Origin of the sequence: Blastomonas ursincola, from assembly GCF_013607875.1 — a bacterium.
GTDB classification, from domain to species: Bacteria; Pseudomonadota; Alphaproteobacteria; order Sphingomonadales; family Sphingomonadaceae; genus Blastomonas; species Blastomonas ursincola.
The window spans coordinates 701347-719475 of the sequence record NZ_VDES01000001.1; the positions used below are offsets into that span (position 1 = coordinate 701347).

Annotated in this window: 16 protein-coding genes; 10 read left to right on the plus strand and 6 right to left on the minus strand. The window is 64.7% G+C overall.

The annotated features are described in order from the left end of the window. Positions 1-35 precede the first annotated feature (35 nt). From FG486_RS03380 to FG486_RS03390, 3 genes are all read left to right on the plus strand, one after another. Positions 36-311 carry a BrnA antitoxin family protein gene (locus FG486_RS03380; RefSeq protein ID WP_066276404.1) on the plus strand — a complete coding sequence of 92 codons (276 nt, stop codon included), beginning with the start codon at positions 36-38 and terminating at the stop codon, positions 309-311. 143 nt (positions 312-454) lie between these two features. Continuing rightward, positions 455-898: a hypothetical protein gene (locus tag FG486_RS03385; protein ID WP_181266444.1), complete on the plus strand. Its 444-nt coding sequence runs from the start codon at positions 455-457 to the stop codon at positions 896-898. Next, positions 898-3189 (plus strand): adenylate/guanylate cyclase domain-containing protein, encoded by a 2292-nt coding sequence (locus FG486_RS03390; RefSeq protein ID WP_241695569.1) that lies wholly within the window; start codon positions 898-900, stop codon positions 3187-3189. Before FG486_RS03385 ends, FG486_RS03390 begins: the two co-directional genes overlap by 1 nt. Before the next feature lie 50 nt (positions 3190-3239). Here the strand turns inward: FG486_RS03390 and katG are convergent, their stop codons facing one another. From katG to FG486_RS03420, 6 genes are all read right to left on the minus strand, one after another. Then, complete coding sequence (gene katG, locus FG486_RS03395) at positions 3240-5471, minus strand: catalase/peroxidase HPI (RefSeq protein ID WP_066276418.1); 2232 nt, start codon at positions 5469-5471, stop codon at positions 3240-3242. A gap of 106 nt (positions 5472-5577) precedes the next feature. Next, positions 5578-6630, minus strand: a complete 1053-nt coding sequence (queA, locus tag FG486_RS03400) for a tRNA preQ1(34) S-adenosylmethionine ribosyltransferase-isomerase QueA (RefSeq protein ID WP_181266445.1) — start codon at positions 6628-6630, stop codon at positions 5578-5580. Positions 6631-6769: 139 nt separating this feature from the next. Then, positions 6770-7390 carry a peptidylprolyl isomerase gene (locus FG486_RS03405; protein ID WP_241695615.1) on the minus strand — a complete coding sequence of 207 codons (621 nt, stop codon included), beginning with the start codon at positions 7388-7390 and terminating at the stop codon, positions 6770-6772. Positions 7391-7864: 474 nt separating this feature from the next. Further along, a complete protein-coding gene (coaD, locus tag FG486_RS03410) occupies positions 7865-8365 on the minus strand; it encodes a pantetheine-phosphate adenylyltransferase (RefSeq protein ID WP_060979926.1) in 501 nt (166 codons plus the stop codon). A gap of 34 nt (positions 8366-8399) precedes the next feature. Further along, positions 8400-9305: a polyprenyl synthetase family protein gene (locus tag FG486_RS03415; RefSeq protein ID WP_181266446.1), complete on the minus strand. Its 906-nt coding sequence runs from the start codon at positions 9303-9305 to the stop codon at positions 8400-8402. Between the two features lie 63 nt (positions 9306-9368). After that, positions 9369-9617, minus strand: coding sequence for an exodeoxyribonuclease VII small subunit (locus FG486_RS03420; RefSeq protein ID WP_066281972.1), 249 nt, complete (start codon positions 9615-9617; stop codon positions 9369-9371). A 201-nt stretch (positions 9618-9818) separates the two neighbouring features. Between FG486_RS03420 and FG486_RS03425 the strand changes: the two genes are divergently transcribed. From FG486_RS03425 to edd, 7 genes are all read left to right on the plus strand, one after another. After that, positions 9819-10115 (plus strand): hypothetical protein, encoded by a 297-nt coding sequence (locus tag FG486_RS03425; RefSeq protein WP_181266447.1) that lies wholly within the window; start codon positions 9819-9821, stop codon positions 10113-10115. Between the two features lie 120 nt (positions 10116-10235). Continuing rightward, positions 10236-12461: a phosphoribosylformylglycinamidine synthase subunit PurL gene (gene purL / locus FG486_RS03430; RefSeq protein ID WP_181266448.1), complete on the plus strand. Its 2226-nt coding sequence runs from the start codon at positions 10236-10238 to the stop codon at positions 12459-12461. 197 nt (positions 12462-12658) lie between these two features. Next, on the plus strand, positions 12659-13066 hold the full coding sequence (locus FG486_RS03435; RefSeq protein ID WP_181266449.1) for a DUF3052 family protein: 408 nt from the start codon (positions 12659-12661) through the stop codon (positions 13064-13066). After that, positions 13063-13923 carry a S1/P1 nuclease gene (locus FG486_RS03440; protein ID WP_181266450.1) on the plus strand — a complete coding sequence of 287 codons (861 nt, stop codon included), beginning with the start codon at positions 13063-13065 and terminating at the stop codon, positions 13921-13923. Before FG486_RS03435 ends, FG486_RS03440 begins: the two co-directional genes overlap by 4 nt. 184 nt (positions 13924-14107) lie before the next feature. Beyond that, positions 14108-15556, plus strand: coding sequence for a glucose-6-phosphate dehydrogenase (gene zwf / locus FG486_RS03445; RefSeq protein ID WP_066281962.1), 1449 nt, complete (start codon positions 14108-14110; stop codon positions 15554-15556). Continuing rightward, on the plus strand, positions 15549-16184 hold the full coding sequence (locus FG486_RS03450; protein ID WP_181266451.1) for a 6-phosphogluconolactonase: 636 nt from the start codon (positions 15549-15551) through the stop codon (positions 16182-16184). Before zwf ends, FG486_RS03450 begins: the two co-directional genes overlap by 8 nt. Continuing rightward, positions 16181-18007: a phosphogluconate dehydratase gene (gene edd, locus FG486_RS03455; protein ID WP_181266452.1), complete on the plus strand. Its 1827-nt coding sequence runs from the start codon at positions 16181-16183 to the stop codon at positions 18005-18007. Before FG486_RS03450 ends, edd begins: the two co-directional genes overlap by 4 nt. Positions 18008-18129 lie beyond the last annotated feature (122 nt).

The window sequence follows — 18129 nt, forward strand, 5'->3', positions numbered from 1 at the left end:
ATTGATACCTGAACCAGGTTGGGAAACAGACCATCATGGCTTCACCGCATGAGCCCTGGACTGATCCAGACGACACACCCGAATGGACAGATGACCAGTTCCGCCGCGCCGCTGTCTGGCATGGCGACAAGCTCATCCGCCCCGCCGATGGCACCCTCACCCGCCCCGGTCGGCCCAAGTCGGACAATCCCAAACAGCAGGTGACGCTCAGGCTGGACCGCGCGGTGCTTGAAGGGTTTCGTGCAACCGGCCCCGGCTGGCAGAGCCGGATCAATGCCGAGTTGCGCAAAGCCCTGAAGCTCAAGGATTAACTTCGCGCAATCGGCTGATTGCAACAAACGACTGGGCGCGTGCGCGCTGTCACAGATTATTGTCCTCCTTATGGCAAATCAGCGGTTAACCGTGCTTGACATGCGCCGTTACCAATAGGACCAGTTTGGCGGGGACGATCGACATGACATCAGATTCCAGTCCGGACGCGCTTTCGGAAATGCGCGCCGCCAACCTGCACCTTCAGGCGACGATCGACGGTCTGCGCCAGGCACTGGAAGCCGCCGCCAACGATGCCGATCGGCAGATCACGCGCGCCCGGTCCGAAGAGGCGGCGCGCATCGCCGATCTTACCACGACAATCCAGCAGATGCGTGACCAGATGGAAGCGCAGCAGCGTACGTCCGACCACGCTCTGCAGGCCGAGCGCGCAGCCGCACAGGCCGAGATCGTGCAGCTCAAGGGCAGCATCGATGCGCTGCGCCAGACGCTGGATGCCGAGCGCGCCGCCGCCGACCAGGCACGGGCGCGCCAGGAATCGGATCATGCGCTCGAACGACAGGCGCTGCAGCAACAGATCCAGGCGCTGCGCAAGCGGATGGAAGAGATGACGAGGGAAAAGGCCTGATGAGCGTGGGCACCGATACTCTGGCGCGGCCGATGACCGAGAGCCAGCGCGCCGCAGCGCTGCGCCGCACCGAGGTGCTGCTGGAGGTCACCCGCAAATGCGCGACGATGACGCAGATCGATGGCGTGCTGGCGATGCTCGTCGAGCTGACCTCGCGCGAGCTCAATTGCGATCGTGGGACCCTGTTTCTCAACGATCCCAAGACCGGCGAGCTTTATTCGCGCTTCGCCCAGGGCAGCCAGAGCCTGGAAATCCGCATCCTCGCCAATTCGGGAATCGCGGGGCATGTCTTCCAGACCGGCGAGTCCCTGCTTGTCGACGATGCCTATTCCGATCCGCGTTTCAACAGCACGGTCGACCAACGCACCGGCTACAAGACGCGCAACATCGTCTGCGTGCCCGTACGCACGCCGCTGGGCCAGATCATCGGCGTGATGCAGAACATCAACAAGCATGACGGCAACTTCACCACCGATGACGTTGCCCTGCTCGAGGAGATGACCAGCCAGGCAACCGTTTTCCTGCAAAGCCTTCAATCGATCGAGGAGATCGAGCAGGTCCGCGCCAAGGAACTCGCATTCCTGTCGATGATCTCGGAGATCAGCTCGGAAGTCGACCTGACCCGGCTGCTCCAGCGCGTGGTGGCAGAGACAGTGCGGATGTTCGAGGCCGAGCGCGCGACGATCTTCATCCACGACAAGGCGACCGACACGCTGTTCTCGCTCTTTTCGGCAGGCGGCAAGGTCAACGAGATCCGCTTCCCGTCGAACGTCGGCATCGCGGGCACGGTGTTCACGACAGGTCAGAGCCTCAACATCCCGCACGCCTATGCGGACCTGCGCTTCAACCCCAGCTTCGACCGGCAAACGGGCTTCTTCACCCGCTGCATCCTTTGCGTGCCGATCATCAACAAGCAGGGCGAGGTCATCGGCGTCACCCAGGTGCTCAACAAGAAGACCGGCGCGTTCACCGACAAGGACGAGCAGCAGCTCAAGACCTTTACCGGTCAGATCGCCATCGCGCTCGAGAATTCCAAACTGTTCGACGATGTGCAGCGGATGAAGCTGTACAATGAATCGGTGCTGCAGAGCATGTCGAACGGCGTGCTGACGCTCGATCCGCTGGGCAAGATCATCACCTGCAACCAGGCGATCGAGCGCATCTGGTCTTGCAAGGCCTCCGAACTTCAGGGGCGGCTGCTGTCGGACCTGCTCGACGAGCGCGGCAGCTGGATCCTCGACCGGATCGAGAAGGTGAAGGAAGAGCGCAGCAGCGACATCTTCCCCGATGCCGAGGTGGCGCTGTCCGGCGTCACCAAGTCGGTGAACCTCACGATCATGCCGCTCGTCTCCGAAAGCGATGACAGCAAGCTGGGATCGATGCTGATGGTCGAGGACATCAGCAGCGAGAAGCGCATGAAATCGACCATGTCGCGCTATATGGACCCGGTCATCGCCGCGCAGATGATGGACAATGACACGTTAGACCTCTTGGGCGGGGTCAGCGCCGAGGCGACGATCATGTTCACCGACGTGCGCGGTTTTACAACCATAACGGAGGAATATGGCGCACAGGGCACCGTCTCCTTCCTCAACGAATATTTCAGCCTGATGGTCGATTGCATCACCGCGCAGGGCGGCATGCTCGACAAGTTCATCGGCGATGCGATCATGGCCTGTTTCGGCCTGCCCGTCCGCCACGACGACGATCCGGACCGCGCCGCGCGCGCCGCGATCAACATGATCCGCACCTTGTGGGAATGGAATGCCCAGCGCCGCGACCGGGGCCTGAAGACCGTGGACATGGGCGTTGGCATCCATACCGACCATATCGTGTCGGGCAATATCGGCAGTCCCAAGCGGATGGATTACACCGTGATCGGCGATGGCGTGAACCTCGCCAGCCGGCTCGAAAGCGCGTGCAAGGCCTATTCGGCGCGGATCCTGGCGAGCGAGAACACCGTTTCACGCTTTAACGGCACCTATCGCATGCGCGACATCGATCTGGTCGTGGTCAAGGGCAAGACTGCGCCGGTGCGCGTGTTCGAACTGCTCGACTATCACGACGCGCAGACCTTCCCCGCCATGCGCGATGTCCTCGGCCATTTCGACGACGGGATCATCGCCTATCGTGGCGCGCGCTGGGAAGAGGCGATCACCCGCTTCGAGAAATGCCTGTCGCTCAATCCCGGCGACGGGCTGTCGCGCACCTATGTCGAACGCTGCCGCATCTTGCAAGCGACCCCGCCCCATGGGGAGTGGGACGGGGTCTGGGTGATGAAGGACAAATAGGCCTGCATCCGGTGGCGGCATGTGGGCCGCCGCCACCGGGGCGGGGAAGCTTATTGCAGGCCGAGGTTCATCACCTTGGTCCAGGCGGCGACAAAGTCCTCAGCGAACTTCTTTTCGCCATCGCTGGCGGCATAGACTTCGGCCACCGCGCGCAGCTCCGAATTCGATCCGAAGATCAGATCGACCGGGGTAGCGGTCCACTTGAGCTGGCCCGACTTGATGTCGCGTCCTTCATACAGACCCGCTTCGCTCGGCGACTTCGTCCACTTGTTGCCCATGTCGAGCAGGTTGACGAAGAATGCGTTGTTCAGCTGACCCGGCGTGCTGGTGAACACGCCATGCTTCGCGCCGCCGGTATTGGCGTCGAGCGCACGCAGGCCGCCGACCAGCACGGTCATTTCGGGCACCGTCAGGCTCAGCATGTTCGCACGATCGACCAGCATGTCGACCGGCGACATCACGCTGCCCGCACCATAATAGTTGCGGAAGCCGTCTGCGGTCGGCTCGAGCGGTTCGAAGGCTGCCACGTCGGTCTGCGCCTGGCTGGCATCGCCGCGACCCGGCTTGAACGGCACGGTCAGGCTGTGACCAGCCTTCCGCGCGGCTTCCTCGATACCAGCATTGCCTGCAAGCACGATGGTGTCAGCGAGCGAGATCTTCTTTCCGCCCTTCTGCGCCTTGTTGAAGCTGGTCTGGATCGCTTCCAGCTTGGCGACAACCTTGGTGATTTCCGCCGGGTTGTTGACCGCCCAGTCCTTTTGCGGGGCGAGCCGCAGGCGTCCGCCATTGGTGCCGCCGCGCATGTCGGTGTCGCGATAGCTTGCCGCTGCCGCCCAGGCGGTGCGCACCAGTTCCTGCGTGGTCAGTCCCGAGCCCAGGATCTGCGCTTTGAGCGAGGCGACATCCTGCGCATCGACCAGCGGGTGATCGACTGCCGGAACCGGGTCCTGCCAGATCAGATCGACCTTGGGAGCATCGGCGCCCAGATAGCGCCAGCGCGGACCCATGTCGCGATGGGTCAGCTTGAACCAAGCGCGGGCAAAGGCATCGGCAAACGCGTCCGGGTCCTTGTGGAAGCGCTCGGACACCTTGCGATATTCGGGGTCCATCTTCAGCGCGAGGTCGGTGGTGAACATGATCGGTGCGTGACGCTTGGTCTTGTCATGCGCGTCGGGGACCAGGTTCGCAGCGCTCTTGTCGCTGGGGATCCACTGGATCGCACCGCCGGGGCTGCGCGTCTGCACCCAGTCGAAGCCGAACAGATTGTCGAGATACTGGGTGGTCCAAGCGATCGGGTTGACCGACCACGCGCCTTCCAGCCCGCTGGTCACCGCATCGACACCCTTGCCCGTGCCGCACTTGTTGACCCAGCCGATACCCTGCTGTTCGGTCGGCGAACCCGCCGGATCGGCACCGATGCACTCTTCGGCCTTGTGCGCGCCATGCGCCTTGCCGAAGGTGTGCCCGCCTGCGATCAGCGCGACGGTTTCCTCGTCGTTCATCGCCATGCGGCCGAAGGTTTCGCGAATGTCCTTGGCGGCAGCCAGCGGATCGGGATTGCCGTTCGGGCCCTCGGGATTGACGTAGATCAGGCCCATCTGCACCGCAGCCAGCGGCTTTTCGAGCTTGCGATCGCCATGATAGCGATCGGCGGCGAGGAACTTCTTCTCGCGGCCCCAATAGACCTTGTCGGCCTCCCAGTCGTCGGTGCGGCCACCGGCGAAGCCGAAGGTCTTGAAGCCCATCGATTCGAGCGCGACGTTACCGGTCAGCACCATCAGGTCGGCCCAGCTGAGCTTGCGGCCGTACTTCTGCTTGATCGGCCACAGCAGACGGCGCGCGCGATCAAGATTGGCGTTGTCGGGCCAGCTGTTGAGCGGCTCGAACCGCTGCTGGCCGCCGCCAGCGCCGCCACGACCATCGGCGGTGCGATAGGTGCCCGCGCTGTGCCAGGCCATGCGGATGAAGAACGGACCGTAATGGCCGTAATCCGCCGGCCACCAGTCCTGCGACGTGGTCATCAGCGTCTTGATGTCGGCCTTGACCGCCGCGATATCGAGCGTCTGGAACTCCTTCGCATAGTCGAAATCGTCACCCATCGGGTTCGATTCGCGCGCATGCTGGCGGAGCGGCGACAGGTCGAGCCGCTCGGGCCACCAGTCCTGGTTCGAATTGGCCGCAGCGGGATTGACCTGCGGCTGGGTGGCGGGCTGCGCAAAGGCGGCAGGCGCCGAAAGCGTGAAAGCGAGCAAGGCAATCACGGAAACGGAGGTGCGACTCATCGGGTTGATCTCCTGCAATGGGACGGCGCATTCGCCGTTCACTGGAGATTAATCCGGGACGAGTTGATCGGGAAAACCGAAAATACTGATCTATGTTAGTGACGGACTAGATCAGCTGATCGCGCTCTCCGGGCAGCAGCAGCGAGGAGTCGCCATAGGAATAGAAGCGATACTCGTTCGCGATCGCGTGGGCGTAAACCGCTTTCATAACATCGAGCCCCATCAGCGCCGAGACTAGCATGAACAGGGTCGAGCGCGGCAGGTGGAAGTTGGTCATCAGCCCGTCGATGCCCTTGAAGCGATAGCCCGGCGTGATGAAGATCGAGGTGTCGCCCTCGAAGGGGCGGATGATATCATCGTCGCCCGCGGCGCTTTCGATCAGGCGCAGCACGGTGGTCCCCACCGCGATCACGCGGTTGCCGCGCGCGCGGATGGCATTGAGGCGGTCCGCCGTCTCGGCATCGATGCGCCCCCATTCGGCGTGCATCTGGTGGTCGTTGGTGTCGTCCGCCTTGACCGGAAGGAAGGTCCCCGCCCCGACATGCAGCGTCAGCATGGCATGCTCGATCCCGGCCTCGCCAAGTTCGGCCATCAGCCGGTCCGTGAAGTGCAGCGAGGCCGTGGGCGCAGCGACCGCACCGTCCTTTTGCGCAAAGCGGGTCTGGTAGTCCTCGCGATCGGCCTCGTCGATCTCGCGCTTGCTCGCGATATAGGGCGGCAGTGGCATTGTGCCTGCCCGATCGAGCAGTATCTCGACGGGCTCGTCGCCCTGAAAGTCGAACACGATCGAGCCGTCATCCGCCTTGCTCTCGACCCCGGCCATCACGCCCGCGCCGAAATGCACGACATCGCCCTCGCGCAGTCGTTTGGCGTTGCGCACGAACGCCTGCCAGCGGCGCAGATCGATCCGCTTGTGCAGCGTCGCGCCGATGCGCGCCTGGCTGCCCAGCTTCACCCCCTCGAGCTGCGCAGGGATGACGCGGGTATCGTTGAACACCAGGCAGTCGCCCGGGTTCAGCAGGCGTGGCAGATCGCGCACCGTCGCATCGGTCATGCTGCTGCCCTGCACGTGCAGCATTTTCGCCGCATCGCGCGGGCGCACAGGGCGCAGGGCGATCCGTTCCTGGGGAAGGTCGAAGTCGAATTCGTCAACGCGCATCGTCGGGTGCAATCCATCCAGCAAGGTTCTTCATCCCCGCGCAGGCGGGGGTCCCGCTTTCCGGTTCAGCGTCAGGTGCCAGGCGGGATTCCCGCTTTCGCGGGAATGACGATGGATTGCAAGATTGCCTGAAAAGCGATCAGTTGCTGATCGGCGCGTTCAGCTCGTCGACCGAGATCGCGCGCTCGGCAGGCTGGGCCTGGGCCGCGTAATTGGGCTCGGGCTTGTTCTGCGACTTGAGCGAAGCCTGCAGGATGCGCGCCGGGGTGCTCGGCGGCTCGCCGCGCGGCACGGCGTCGACATATTGCATGCCCGAGATCACGCGGCCGAAATTCGTATAGCTGTTGTCGAGCGAGAAGCGCGGATAGAAGACGATGAAGAACTGGCTGTTGGCGCTGTTCGGGTCCTGCGCGCGGGCCATCGACACGCTGCCGCGCAGATGCGGGAACTTGTTGAACTCCGCCGCGACATCGGGAAGGTCCGAACCGCCGGTGCCGGTGCCCGTCGGGTCGCCGGTCTGCGCCATGAAGCCTTCGATCACGCGGTGGAAGATGATGCCGTCGTAAAAGCCCTGGCGGGTCAGCGTCTTGACCCGCTCGACATGGTTGGGGGCAATTTCCGGGTAGAGCTGGATCGTCACCCGGCCACCGGTCGACAGGTCGAGATACAGGATATTGTCGGGATCGGCCTTGTCGGGCGTCGGCACCAGCGATGCGCCGACAGCAGAGGCATCGGCAGCGTTGCTGTCACGCTTTTCCAGCGATTCCTTTTCGGCATCGCGCGCAGCCTTGCGGGCTTCCTTGTCCTTGTCTTCGGACGCCTCTTCCTGCTCCTTGGCAGCCTTGCGCGCCTCCTTCTCGGCCGCCTTGGCCTTCTTGTCCTCTTCCTTCTGCGCCTGCTTGGCCGCTTTTTCGGCTTCCTCCTGCTGCTGCTTGCGGACTCTGGCCGCTTCCTTCTCGGCCTCGCGGGCAGCGCGTGCGGCGGCCCTGTCCACCTCGATCTGCGACTGTTCGGTCGGCGCGGAATCCTGCGCCTGGGCAGCGATGGGGGCGAGCAGCATCGGGATGAACGACAGGGCAGCAAGCGATTTCAAGATATTGGGCATATAACCGGGCATTCCTGTTCCATTCATCCGGGGCGGCGTGGTAAAGCCTGCCCCATTTCGGGCACGGCTATAGCCAAAGCATCTGAGCCTGTCATGAATGAACTTGGGCAGCGCGTGGTGTGCGCAGGATCACCCCTTGAGGCCGGTTTCGCGCACCCGTTTCTCGACATCGATCCGCACCGCATCGGTCACGAAACGGTGGATGGCGCCGCCATAGAGCGCAATTTCCTTGACCAGCCGCGATGCGATCGGCTGCAGCGCGACGTCCGCCATCAGGAAGACGGTCTCGATCCGGTCGTTGAGCTGGCGGTTCATGCCCGTGAGCTGATACTCATATTCGAAATCGGTGACCCCGCGAATGCCGCGGATGACCACCGATGCGCCCTGCGCCTCGGCAAAGTCCATCAGCAGCGAGCTGAACCCGACCACGCTGATATTCGCGCCCGGAATCTGCGCGACCTCGCGCCGCACCATCTCCATGCGCTCCTCGTCGGAGAACATCGGGCTCTTGGCGATATTGGTGGTGACGCCGACGATCAGGTGGTCGACCAGCTGCGCCCCGCGCTGGATGATGTCCATATGACCCAGCGTGATGGGATCGAACGTCCCCGGGTAAACGCCAATCCGCATGATCTTCTTCCCCTTTGCGATGCCGCTTTTGCGGTCAGTTGTCGCGTTCGACAATGTAGCGCGCCAGCGCGCGCAGCGTGTCCGCCTCGCGCCCGTAACTGGCGAGGTGACCGACCGCCTGATCGACGAGGAAGAACGCCTGCTCGCGCGCGCGCTCCAGCCCCAGCAGCGACAGGAAGGTCTCCTTGCCCGCCGCCGCGTCCTTGTGCAGCGCCTTGCCAGCCTTGGCCTCGTCGCCCGTCTCGTCCATGATGTCGTCGGCAATCTGGAAGGCAAGGCCGATATCGCGGGCATAGGCGCGCAAGGGATTGCGCCCCTCGACGGGCACATTGCCCAGGATCGCGCCCATTTCCACCGAGGCGGCGATCAGCGCGCCGGTCTTGAGCCGCTGCAGCTTGGTGACCGTCGGCAGGTCGAACTTCGCCTTTTCCGCTTCCAGGTCCATCATCTGGCCGCCCGCCATGCCATTGGGGCCGCTCGCCTCTGCCAATGTGTAGATCAGCTCGGAGCGGATGAACGGATCGGGATGCGATTGCGGCCCGGCGAGGATCTCGAACGCCAGCGCATGCAGCGAATCGCCTGCCAGCACCGCGACCGCATCGTTGAACGCCTTGTGCACCGTGGGCTTGCCGCGGCGCATGTCGTCATTGTCCATGCAGGGCATGTCGTCATGGATCAGCGAATAGACATGGATCGCCTCGACCGCGCAGGCCACGCGCACAGCCAGCCCCCGATCGACGTTGAACATCGCGGCCGTCGCGGTGAGCAGCAGCGGACGCACCCGCTTGCCGCCGCCGATCGCGGCATGGCGCATGGCCTGATAGAGTACCGCGCGCGGATCGTCCGGCACCGCCAGCAGCGCATCGAAACAGCCATCCACATCGGCGGAAATCTGGCGAAAGGCCTCGGCCAGCGCGGTTTCGCTGATGGCGGTGGTCATGTCTGTTGCTCCCCTGCCCCGGTCTGCCCGCCGGTTTGATTGAATGCGCGCATCGTGCAGCCGTCAGCCTGCATCGAACGGCGTGGTGCCCGCCGCCTGGCCATCGGCACCGACCCGAATCTTCTCGATTCGCGCCTGCGCCGCATCGAGCCGCTTCTGGCAATGGCCGCGCAAAAGATCGCCGCGCTCGTACAGGCTGATCGAGGCATCGAGCGGCACGTCTCCCGATTCCAGCTGGCGGACGATGACCTCCAGCTCCTTCAGGGCATCTTCGAACGACAGATCGGCAGCTATGGCTTGGGCTTCACTCATGCGCACAGCTTTGACCGCTGGCCTTCGCTCGGTCAAGGCGGTTGCGCAGCGCAGCCTGTGCCGAACCAGCGCGGTTGCCTGTGCTGCAACTGCGAAGACATTAATTGCATTTGCCAGATTCAAGCCGCTTCGACATGCTGCATCGCACAATAACAGAGGATGATGACGGCAGTTCAATTCAACAGAACAGGGACCCCCATCATGAATAAGCTCAGCCTTGCCGCTCTTCCGCTCACCCTGCTGGCGATGCCCGCAGCTGCCCAGACCGCTCAGCCCGAACAGGTCACGTTCGAACATGACGGCTCGCGTTATGTCTACACGGTCAAGATGGTGGGCGACACCAAGATCATCGACGGCACCGAGACCCGCTCGGGCAAGCGCTTCAATCTGCGCGTGTCGGACAAGCGCATCACCGGCACCGTGGGCAACAGCCCGGTCAGCTTCCGGCGCAGCGATGTCACGCCGATCGCCCAGACCGAAATCGTCAGCGATCGCTGATACTTGACCCGCGGGTCCGCAGGACATTGCGGGCCCGCCGTTTCCGCTAGGGAGAGGCATGAATTTTCCGCGCATTCTCCCCCTTCCTAATGCGCGCACCAGCGCGTAAAGCGCGGGGCCATGAGCGACACTCTTGCACCGCCCGCAGGCACCATCACCCCGGAAATCGTGGCCGAACATGGCCTGAAGCCGGACGAATATCAGCGCATCCTGGCCGCGCTGGGGCGCGAGCCCAATCTGGTGGAGCTGGGCATCTTCTCGGTCATGTGGTCCGAGCATTGCAGCTACAAGAGCTCGCGCGTGCACTTGAAGACCCTGCCCACCACCGGCCCGCAGGTCATCTGCGGCCCCGGCGAGAATGCGGGCGTGGTCGATATCGGCCCCGGCCCCGACGGCAAGCCGCTCGCCGCCATCTTCAAGATGGAGAGCCACAACCACCCGAGCTATATCGAGCCCTATCAGGGCGCGGCGACCGGGGTCGGCGGCATTCTGCGCGACGTGTTCACCATGGGGGCTCGCCCCGTCGCGCTGATGAACGCGCTGCGCTTCGGCCGCCCCGATCATCCCAAGATGAAGCACCTGGTGCAGGGCGTGGTCGCCGGCATCGGCGGCTACGGCAATTGCGTCGGCGTGCCGACGGTGGGCGGCGAGACCAATTTCGACCCGGCCTATGACGGCAACATTCTGGTCAACGCGATGGCGGTGGGCATCGCCGAACAGGACAAGATCTTCTATTCCGCCGCCTCGGGCCCCGGCAACTCGATCGTCTATGTCGGTTCGAAGACCGGACGCGACGGCATCCACGGCGCGACCATGGCCTCGGCCGAATTCGGCGAGGACAGCGAGGAAAAGCGCCCGACCGTGCAGGTCGGCGATCCGTTCACCGAAAAGCTGCTGATCGAGGCCTGCCTCGAGCTGATGGCATCGGATGCGATCGTCGCGATCCAGGACATGGGCGCCGCCGGCCTCACCTCCTCCAGCGTGGAGATGGCGAGCAAGGGCGGTGTCGGCATCGAGCTCATCCTCGACAATGTACCGCAGCGCGAAATGGGCATGACTGCCTACGAAATGATGCTGTCGGAAAGCCAGGAGCGCATGCTGATGGTGCTGAAGCCCGGCCGCGAGGATTTCGCCGAGGCGATTTTTCGCAAGTGGGAGCTCGATTTCGCGGTCATCGGCCATGTCACCGAGACCGGCCATATGGTGCTCAAGCACAAGGGCGAGACGGTGTGCGACATTCCGCTCGCGCCGCTGGCCGACGATGCGCCGAGCTATAACCGGCCCTATGTCACCACCCCGCCGCCTGCGCCGCTGAACGCCGTTCCGGACAGCAGCGATCTGGCCGCAGACCTGACCGCACTGATGGCCTCGCCCGCGCTCGCCAGCCGCAGCTGGATCTGGCAGCAATATGATCACATGGTGATGGCCGACACGGTGCAGATTCCCGGCGGCGATGCGGGTGTCATCCGCATCCATGGCACCAATCGCGGCCTTGCCGTCACCACCGATTGCACCCCGCGCTATTGCTTTGCCGACCCGTTCGAAGGCGGCAAGCAGGCGATCGCCGAGTGCTATCGCAATCTGGTCAGCACCGGCGCGCGCCCGCTGGCGACCACCGATTGCATGAACTTCGGCAATCCGGAGCGGCCCGAGATCATGGGCCAGTTCGTCGGCTGTATCGAGGGCATGGGCAAGGCGTGCAAGGCGCTCGACATGCCGATCGTCAGCGGCAATGTGAGCCTGTACAACGAGACCACCGGCCCCGATGGCGTCGCCCGCGCGATCCTGCCAACGCCCGCCATCGGCGCGATCGGCCTGATCGAGGATCTGGGCCGGATGATGACGCTGGCGTTCAAGGCGGCGGGCGAGACCATCGTCGTGATTGGCGGCAACGGGACCTGCGAACTCGGCCAGTCGCTCTGGCTCGACGTGCTGCACGGCCGCCGCGAGGGCGCACCGCCGCAGGTGGACCTCAAGGGCGAGCTGGAATCGGGCGGCGTCATCGCGTCGCTGATCGCCGGGGGCAAGGTGAGCGCGGTGCACGACATTTCCGACGGCGGCCTGGCGGTCGCGGTCGCCGAGATGGCGCTCGCATCGGGCATCGGCGCGGAACTCTCTGCCGAGGGCGATGCGGGCTTCTGGTTCGGCGAAGGCCAGGCACGCTATGTCGTGACGACGAGCGATAGCCCTGCGGTGATCGCGGCGGCCGAGGCTGGCGGCGTGCGCGCGCAGGTCATCGGTACGACGGGTGGGGATGCCGTGGCGTTTGCGTCTGGGGCCAGCGTTACGGTGACCGAACTCCGTGAGCGCAATCTCGCCTTCTTCCGGGAGTGGATGGAAGGCTGAGGTCGTTCAACGTCCCTCGACTTCGCTCGGGACAAACGGGGAATGGAAAGCGACTTCCCTGCGTTGAGCAATTTCGTTTCTTGGTTGCCGTGAGAAATCAAGGCGATGCCCTCCAATTCCGTTTGTCCCGAGCGAAGTCGAGGGACGTACGCGCTATGGATCAAGTCAAACGCAACCTGAGCAAGGGGGTAGTGCCAATGACCACAGGCTATTCCGGTACCCCCCTCGCCCGCAAGCTGGGCTTCAAACCCGGAATGCGCGTTTGGTTCGATGGCATTCCCGATACCGTCCGGGCCGAGATCGCTGCCGAGGTAGAAGCGCTCGAAATCGTGGGTGACCCCGCAAAAGGCTTTGGCGCGGCGCATCTGTTTACCACCGAACGCGCGGTGCTCGAGCGCGAACTCGCCCGGCTGATGGCCAGCATGGACCGCGACGGCATGATCTGGGTCAGCTGGCCGAAAAAGGCAGCAAAACTGGATACCGACATTACCGAGGACGTTATCCGCAGTGTGGCCCTGCCGATGGGGCTGGTCGACGTGAAGGTCTGCGCGGTCGATGCGACCTGGTCGGGGCTCAAGCTGGTGATCCGCAAGGAATTGAGATGACACTTTTGGTTCGATTGGCGATGGTCGCCGCGCTCGCGGTGACGGCATTCGCTGCGCGCCCCGCGCTGGCCTGGGGCGATTACGGGCACCGGGTGATTGCGCAGATTGCCGAGGCCAATGTCTCGCCGAAGGTGCGCGCGCGGATCCGCGCGCTGCTCGCGCAGGAAAAGCAGTTGGCGACCCCCGAATGTCCGCTGAGGACGATCGAGGACGCCAGCGTATGGGCCGATTGCATCCGCCGCGATGACCTGCGCTGGGGCTATACGGCCCCCTGGCACTATGTGAATATCGACATCTGCAAGCCGTTCGACATCAGGGCCAATTGTCCTAACGGCAGCTGCGTGCCGGCGCAGGTCACGCGCAACGAGGCGCTGCTGGCAGACCGCAAGCTGCCGACGCATGTCCGGCTCGAGGCGCTCGCCTTCCTGCTCCACACGGTCGGCGACATGCACCAGCCGATGCACGCGGGCGATCGCGGCGACCTGGGCGGCAACCGTGTGAGCGCAGCCTATGGCATTGTCGAGGGGCGCATGAACTTGCACCGGCTGTGGGACGGCCCGATCGCCGAGCGCGCCATCACGCAAGGCCTGCCGCTGGTGCGCGCCTATTCGGCCGAAGAGCGCGCCGCGGTCACCGGCGGCACCGTCGAAGCCTGGGCGCAACAGGCCTGGGAGCTGTCGCGCGATGTCGCCTATCCCACCGCTCAGCATGGCCCCGCTTGCGGCCCTGCATTGGGCAAGGACGAGCGGGCGCGGCACAGCGATGCCGATATCGAGGCACTGATCCCGGTGGTGCGTACCCAGGTGATGCGCGCCGGCTTGCGGCTTGCCGCCGCGCTCGAGCGCGCGCTCGGCTGACACGCAACAAAAGTCGTGTTCCCTAGCGGCAAATGACCGTTTCATGACACGGCGAGGGTGATTGCAATCGATTGCAAAACAATGCATAGCTATACATCGGGTTTGACCGGTGGACACCGGCGCGACCCGACCCTAACAGATGACCCGCTGCGGCTGCGGTCACGAAAAAGGATAGGATTCAAACATGGCGAATGCGCAATCCCGGACGCTCCTTCTCTTTGGCGCGACGGGGGATCTGTCCAAGCGCATGCTGCTGCCCTCGCTCTACGCGCTGCATTGCGATGGGCTGATCGCCGCCGATCTGCGCATTATGGGCACCGCGCGCAGCGAGCTCGACGACGAGGCCTTCCGCGCGATGGCGGGCGAGGCACTGGCGCAGTTCCTGCCCGAAGCGCGCAAGGACGATGAGAAAATCGCGAGCTTCCTCAAGCAGTTGAGCTATCAACCTCTCGACGCGTCGAAGATCGAGGGCTTTGCCGCGCTGGCCGAACGGCTCGGTGACATCTCGGGCGGCATGTCGATCTTCCTGTCGACCGCGCCCTTCCTGTTCACCCCGACCATCCAGGGCCTCAAGTCCGCTGGCCTCGCGGGCGAGATGGTGCGCATCGGGCTCGAAAAGCCGCTGGGCAACGACCTCGCCTCGTCCTGCGCGATCAACGATGCCGTGGCGCACGCCTTCCCCGAGGACCGCACCTTCCGCATTGACCATTATCTCGGCAAGGAAACCGTGCAGAACCTGATGGCGCTGCGCTTTGCCAACATGATGTTCGAGCCGTTGTGGAACGCCAACGGCATCGAGCATATCCAGATCACCGTGTCCGAGACCGTGGGCCTCGAAGGCCGCCATGGCTTTTACGACGATACCGGCGCGCTGCGTGACATGGTGCAGAACCATATCCTGCAGCTGGTCGCGCTAACCGCAATGGAGCCCCCGGCCGAGTTCGACGCGACCTCGATCCGCGACGAGAAGGTCAAGGTGCTGCGCTCGCTGCGCCCGGTCTCGCCCAATGAGGTGGTGCGCGGCCAGTACGGCGCAGGTGCGGTCGGCGGAAATTCGGTGAACAGCTACGCCGACGATCTCGGTAAGGCATCGGACACCGAGACCTTTGTCGCAATCAAGGCGCATGTCGACAACTGGCGCTGGCAGGGCGTGCCCTTTTACCTCCGCACCGGCAAGCGCCTCGCTGAACGCCGCAGCGAGATCGTCATCCAGTTCAAGCAGGTGCCGCACAATATCTTCGCGCAGCGCGGCGGCCGGCTTTCGGCCAATCGCCTCGTCATCCGCCTGCAGCCCGAGGAATATGTCCGCCTGCTGGTGATGGCCAAGGAGCCGGGCCTCGACCGCGGCGGGCTGATCCTGCGCGAGGTGCCGCTCGACCTGTCGCTCACCGCAGCATTCTCCAAGGCGCAGCGTCGCATTGCGTACGAGCGGCTGCTGCTCGACCTCATCGATGGCGAGCCCACGCTGTTCGTCCGCCGCGACGAGGTCGAGGCGCAGTGGCGCTGGATCGATGCGATCCGCAAGACCTGGGCCGACAATGCGATCGAGCCCAAATCCTATGGATCGGGCAGCTGGGGGCCGAGCGCCGCGATCGCGCTGACCGAACGCGACGGGGTGAGCTGGAATGACTGACCTGGCCGCCGCCGCCAGCGCGCATTTCGCGCCCGATGCCTCGATCGAGGCGATCGCCGATTTCATCGCCGGAATGCTCGCCGGCGGCAAGCCACGCGCGATCGCGGTGCCCGGCGGCAGCACGCCGGGGCCAATCCTCGCCGCTTTGGCCGAGCGCGAGGATATCGGCTGGGTCGATGTCGCGGTCTGGCTGACCGACGACCGCTGCGTGCCAACCGATCACGCAGCGAGCAATTTCGGCCTGCTCGAACGCTCGCTCGCCGCGACCGGCGCGGCCTTGGTGCCGCTGGAGGCAGGCGTGACCCCGCCGCCCTTCGATCTCGTCTGGCTGGGCATGGGCGCGGACGGGCATATCGCCTCGCTCTTCCCCAATACCGATCCGCATGCCGATGGCGCGCTGGAGGTGGTGCGGCTGACCCCCGATCCGCTGCCGCCCGAAGCGCCGTTCGACCGGCTGTCGCTGACCCTGTCGGCGCTGGTGCGCGCGCGCCATATCATGTTGGTGCTGAAGGGCGCGGACAAGCGCAAGGTTCTCGACGACGCCCTTGGGGGGGCCAACGACCTGCCGATCGCGCGGCTGCTCAAGGCCGCGCAGGCACCGGTCACCATCTTCTGGAGCGAAACATGACCAGCCTTCACCCCGAGCTCGAACGGATCACCGAGCGGATCATCGAACGCTCGCGTCCCGGCCGCCAGGCCTATCTCGATTTCATTGCGCGCGAACGCGACAAGGGCGTGCATCGCCCCACCCTGTCCTGCGGGAACCTGGCGCATGGCTTTGCCGCATCGGGCGAGGACAAGGCCGTGATCCGCTCGGGCAAGGCGATGAACATCGGCATCGTCACTGCGTATAACGACATGCTCTCGGCGCATCAGCCCTATGGCCGCTACCCCGAGCAGATCAAGATCTTCGCGCGCGAGGTCGGCGCGACCGCGCAGGTCGCAGGCGGCGTGCCCGCGATGTGCGACGGCGTGACGCAGGGCCAGCTCGGCATGGAACTCTCGCTGTTCAGCCGCGATACCATCGCGCTTTCCAGCGCCGTCGCGATGAGCCATGGCATGTTCGAAGGCGCGCTGGTGCTGGGCATCTGCGACAAGATCGTCCCCGGCCAGTTCATCGCCGCCGCGCGCTTCGGCCATATCCCGACCATCTTCGTGCCCGCAGGCCCGATGCCGTCGGGCCTGGCCAACAAGGAGAAGCAGCGCGTCCGCCAGCTCTATGCCGAGGGCAAGGTCGGCCGCGAGGAGCTGCTCGAGGCCGAAGCCGCGAGCTATCACGGCGCGGGCACCTGCACCTTCTATGGGACCGCCAATTCGAACCAGATGATGATGGAGATGATGGGGCTGCACGTTCCCGCCTCCGCCTTCATCAACCCCGGCACCAAGCTGCGCCAGGAACTCACGCGCGCGGCGACGCACCGCGTGACCCAGATCGGCTGGGATGGCGAGGATTACCGCCCGTTCGGCCATTGCGTCGACGAAAAGGCGATCATCAACGCCTGCATCGGCCTGCTCGCCACCGGCGGATCGACCAACCACGCGATCCACCTGCCCGCTATGGCGCGCGCGGCGGGGATCCATATCGACTGGCAGGACCTGAGCGAGCTGTCCGCGATCATCCCGCTGCTCGCGCGCGTCTATCCCAACGGATCGGGCGACGTGAACCATTTCCATGCCGCCGGTGGCATCGGTTTCGTCATCCGCGAACTCGCGGGCGCGGGCCTGCTGCACACCGATATCCTGACCGTGTCGGGCCAGTCGCTGCTCGATTATGCGGTGGAACCGGTGCTCGACGAGGCGGGCGCGCTGAGCTTCGTCCCCTCGCCCGAGGTGACGCGCGACGAGGCCATGCTGCGTCCGGTCGCCCAGGCCTTCCAGCCCGACGGCGGGATGCGGCTGGTCGAGGGCAATCTGGGGCGCGGCATCGTCAAGACCAGCGCGGTCGATCCGGCGCGCTGGATCATCGAGGCGCCCGCGCGCGTGTTCGACGATCAGGATGCGGTGATCGCCGCGTTCAAGGCGGGCGAGCTCGATCGCGATGTCGTCGTGGTGGTTCGCTTCCAGGGACCGCGCGCCAATGGCATGCCCGAATTGCACAAGCTGACGCCGTCGCTCGGCGTGCTGCAGGATCGCGGGTTCAAGGTGTCTCTGGTCACCGATGGCCGCATGTCCGGCGCATCGGGCAAGGTGCCCGCGGCGATCCATCTGTGGCCCGAGGCGTGCGACGGCGGCCCGCTGGCGCGCATCCGCGATGGCGATATCGTGCGGCTCGATGCGGTCGCAGGCACGATCAGCGTCGCGGTGGACGGCGCGGACTGGGAAGCCCGCCCGACCGCGAGCCAGCCCGCCCAGCCGATGGGCACCGGCCGCGAGCTGTTCGCCCTGATGCGCGCATCAAGCGACAATGCGGAAGCGGGCGCGAGCGCGATGCTGGCAATGGCGGGGTTGTGATCTCCATCCCCTCCCCGTCATTCCCGCGAACGCGGGAATCCCGCTTGTTTCGAACCGCCGGTGCAGAAGCGGGACCCCCGCCTTCGCGGGGGTGACGAAAGTGCTGAGCGAAACGCAATCAA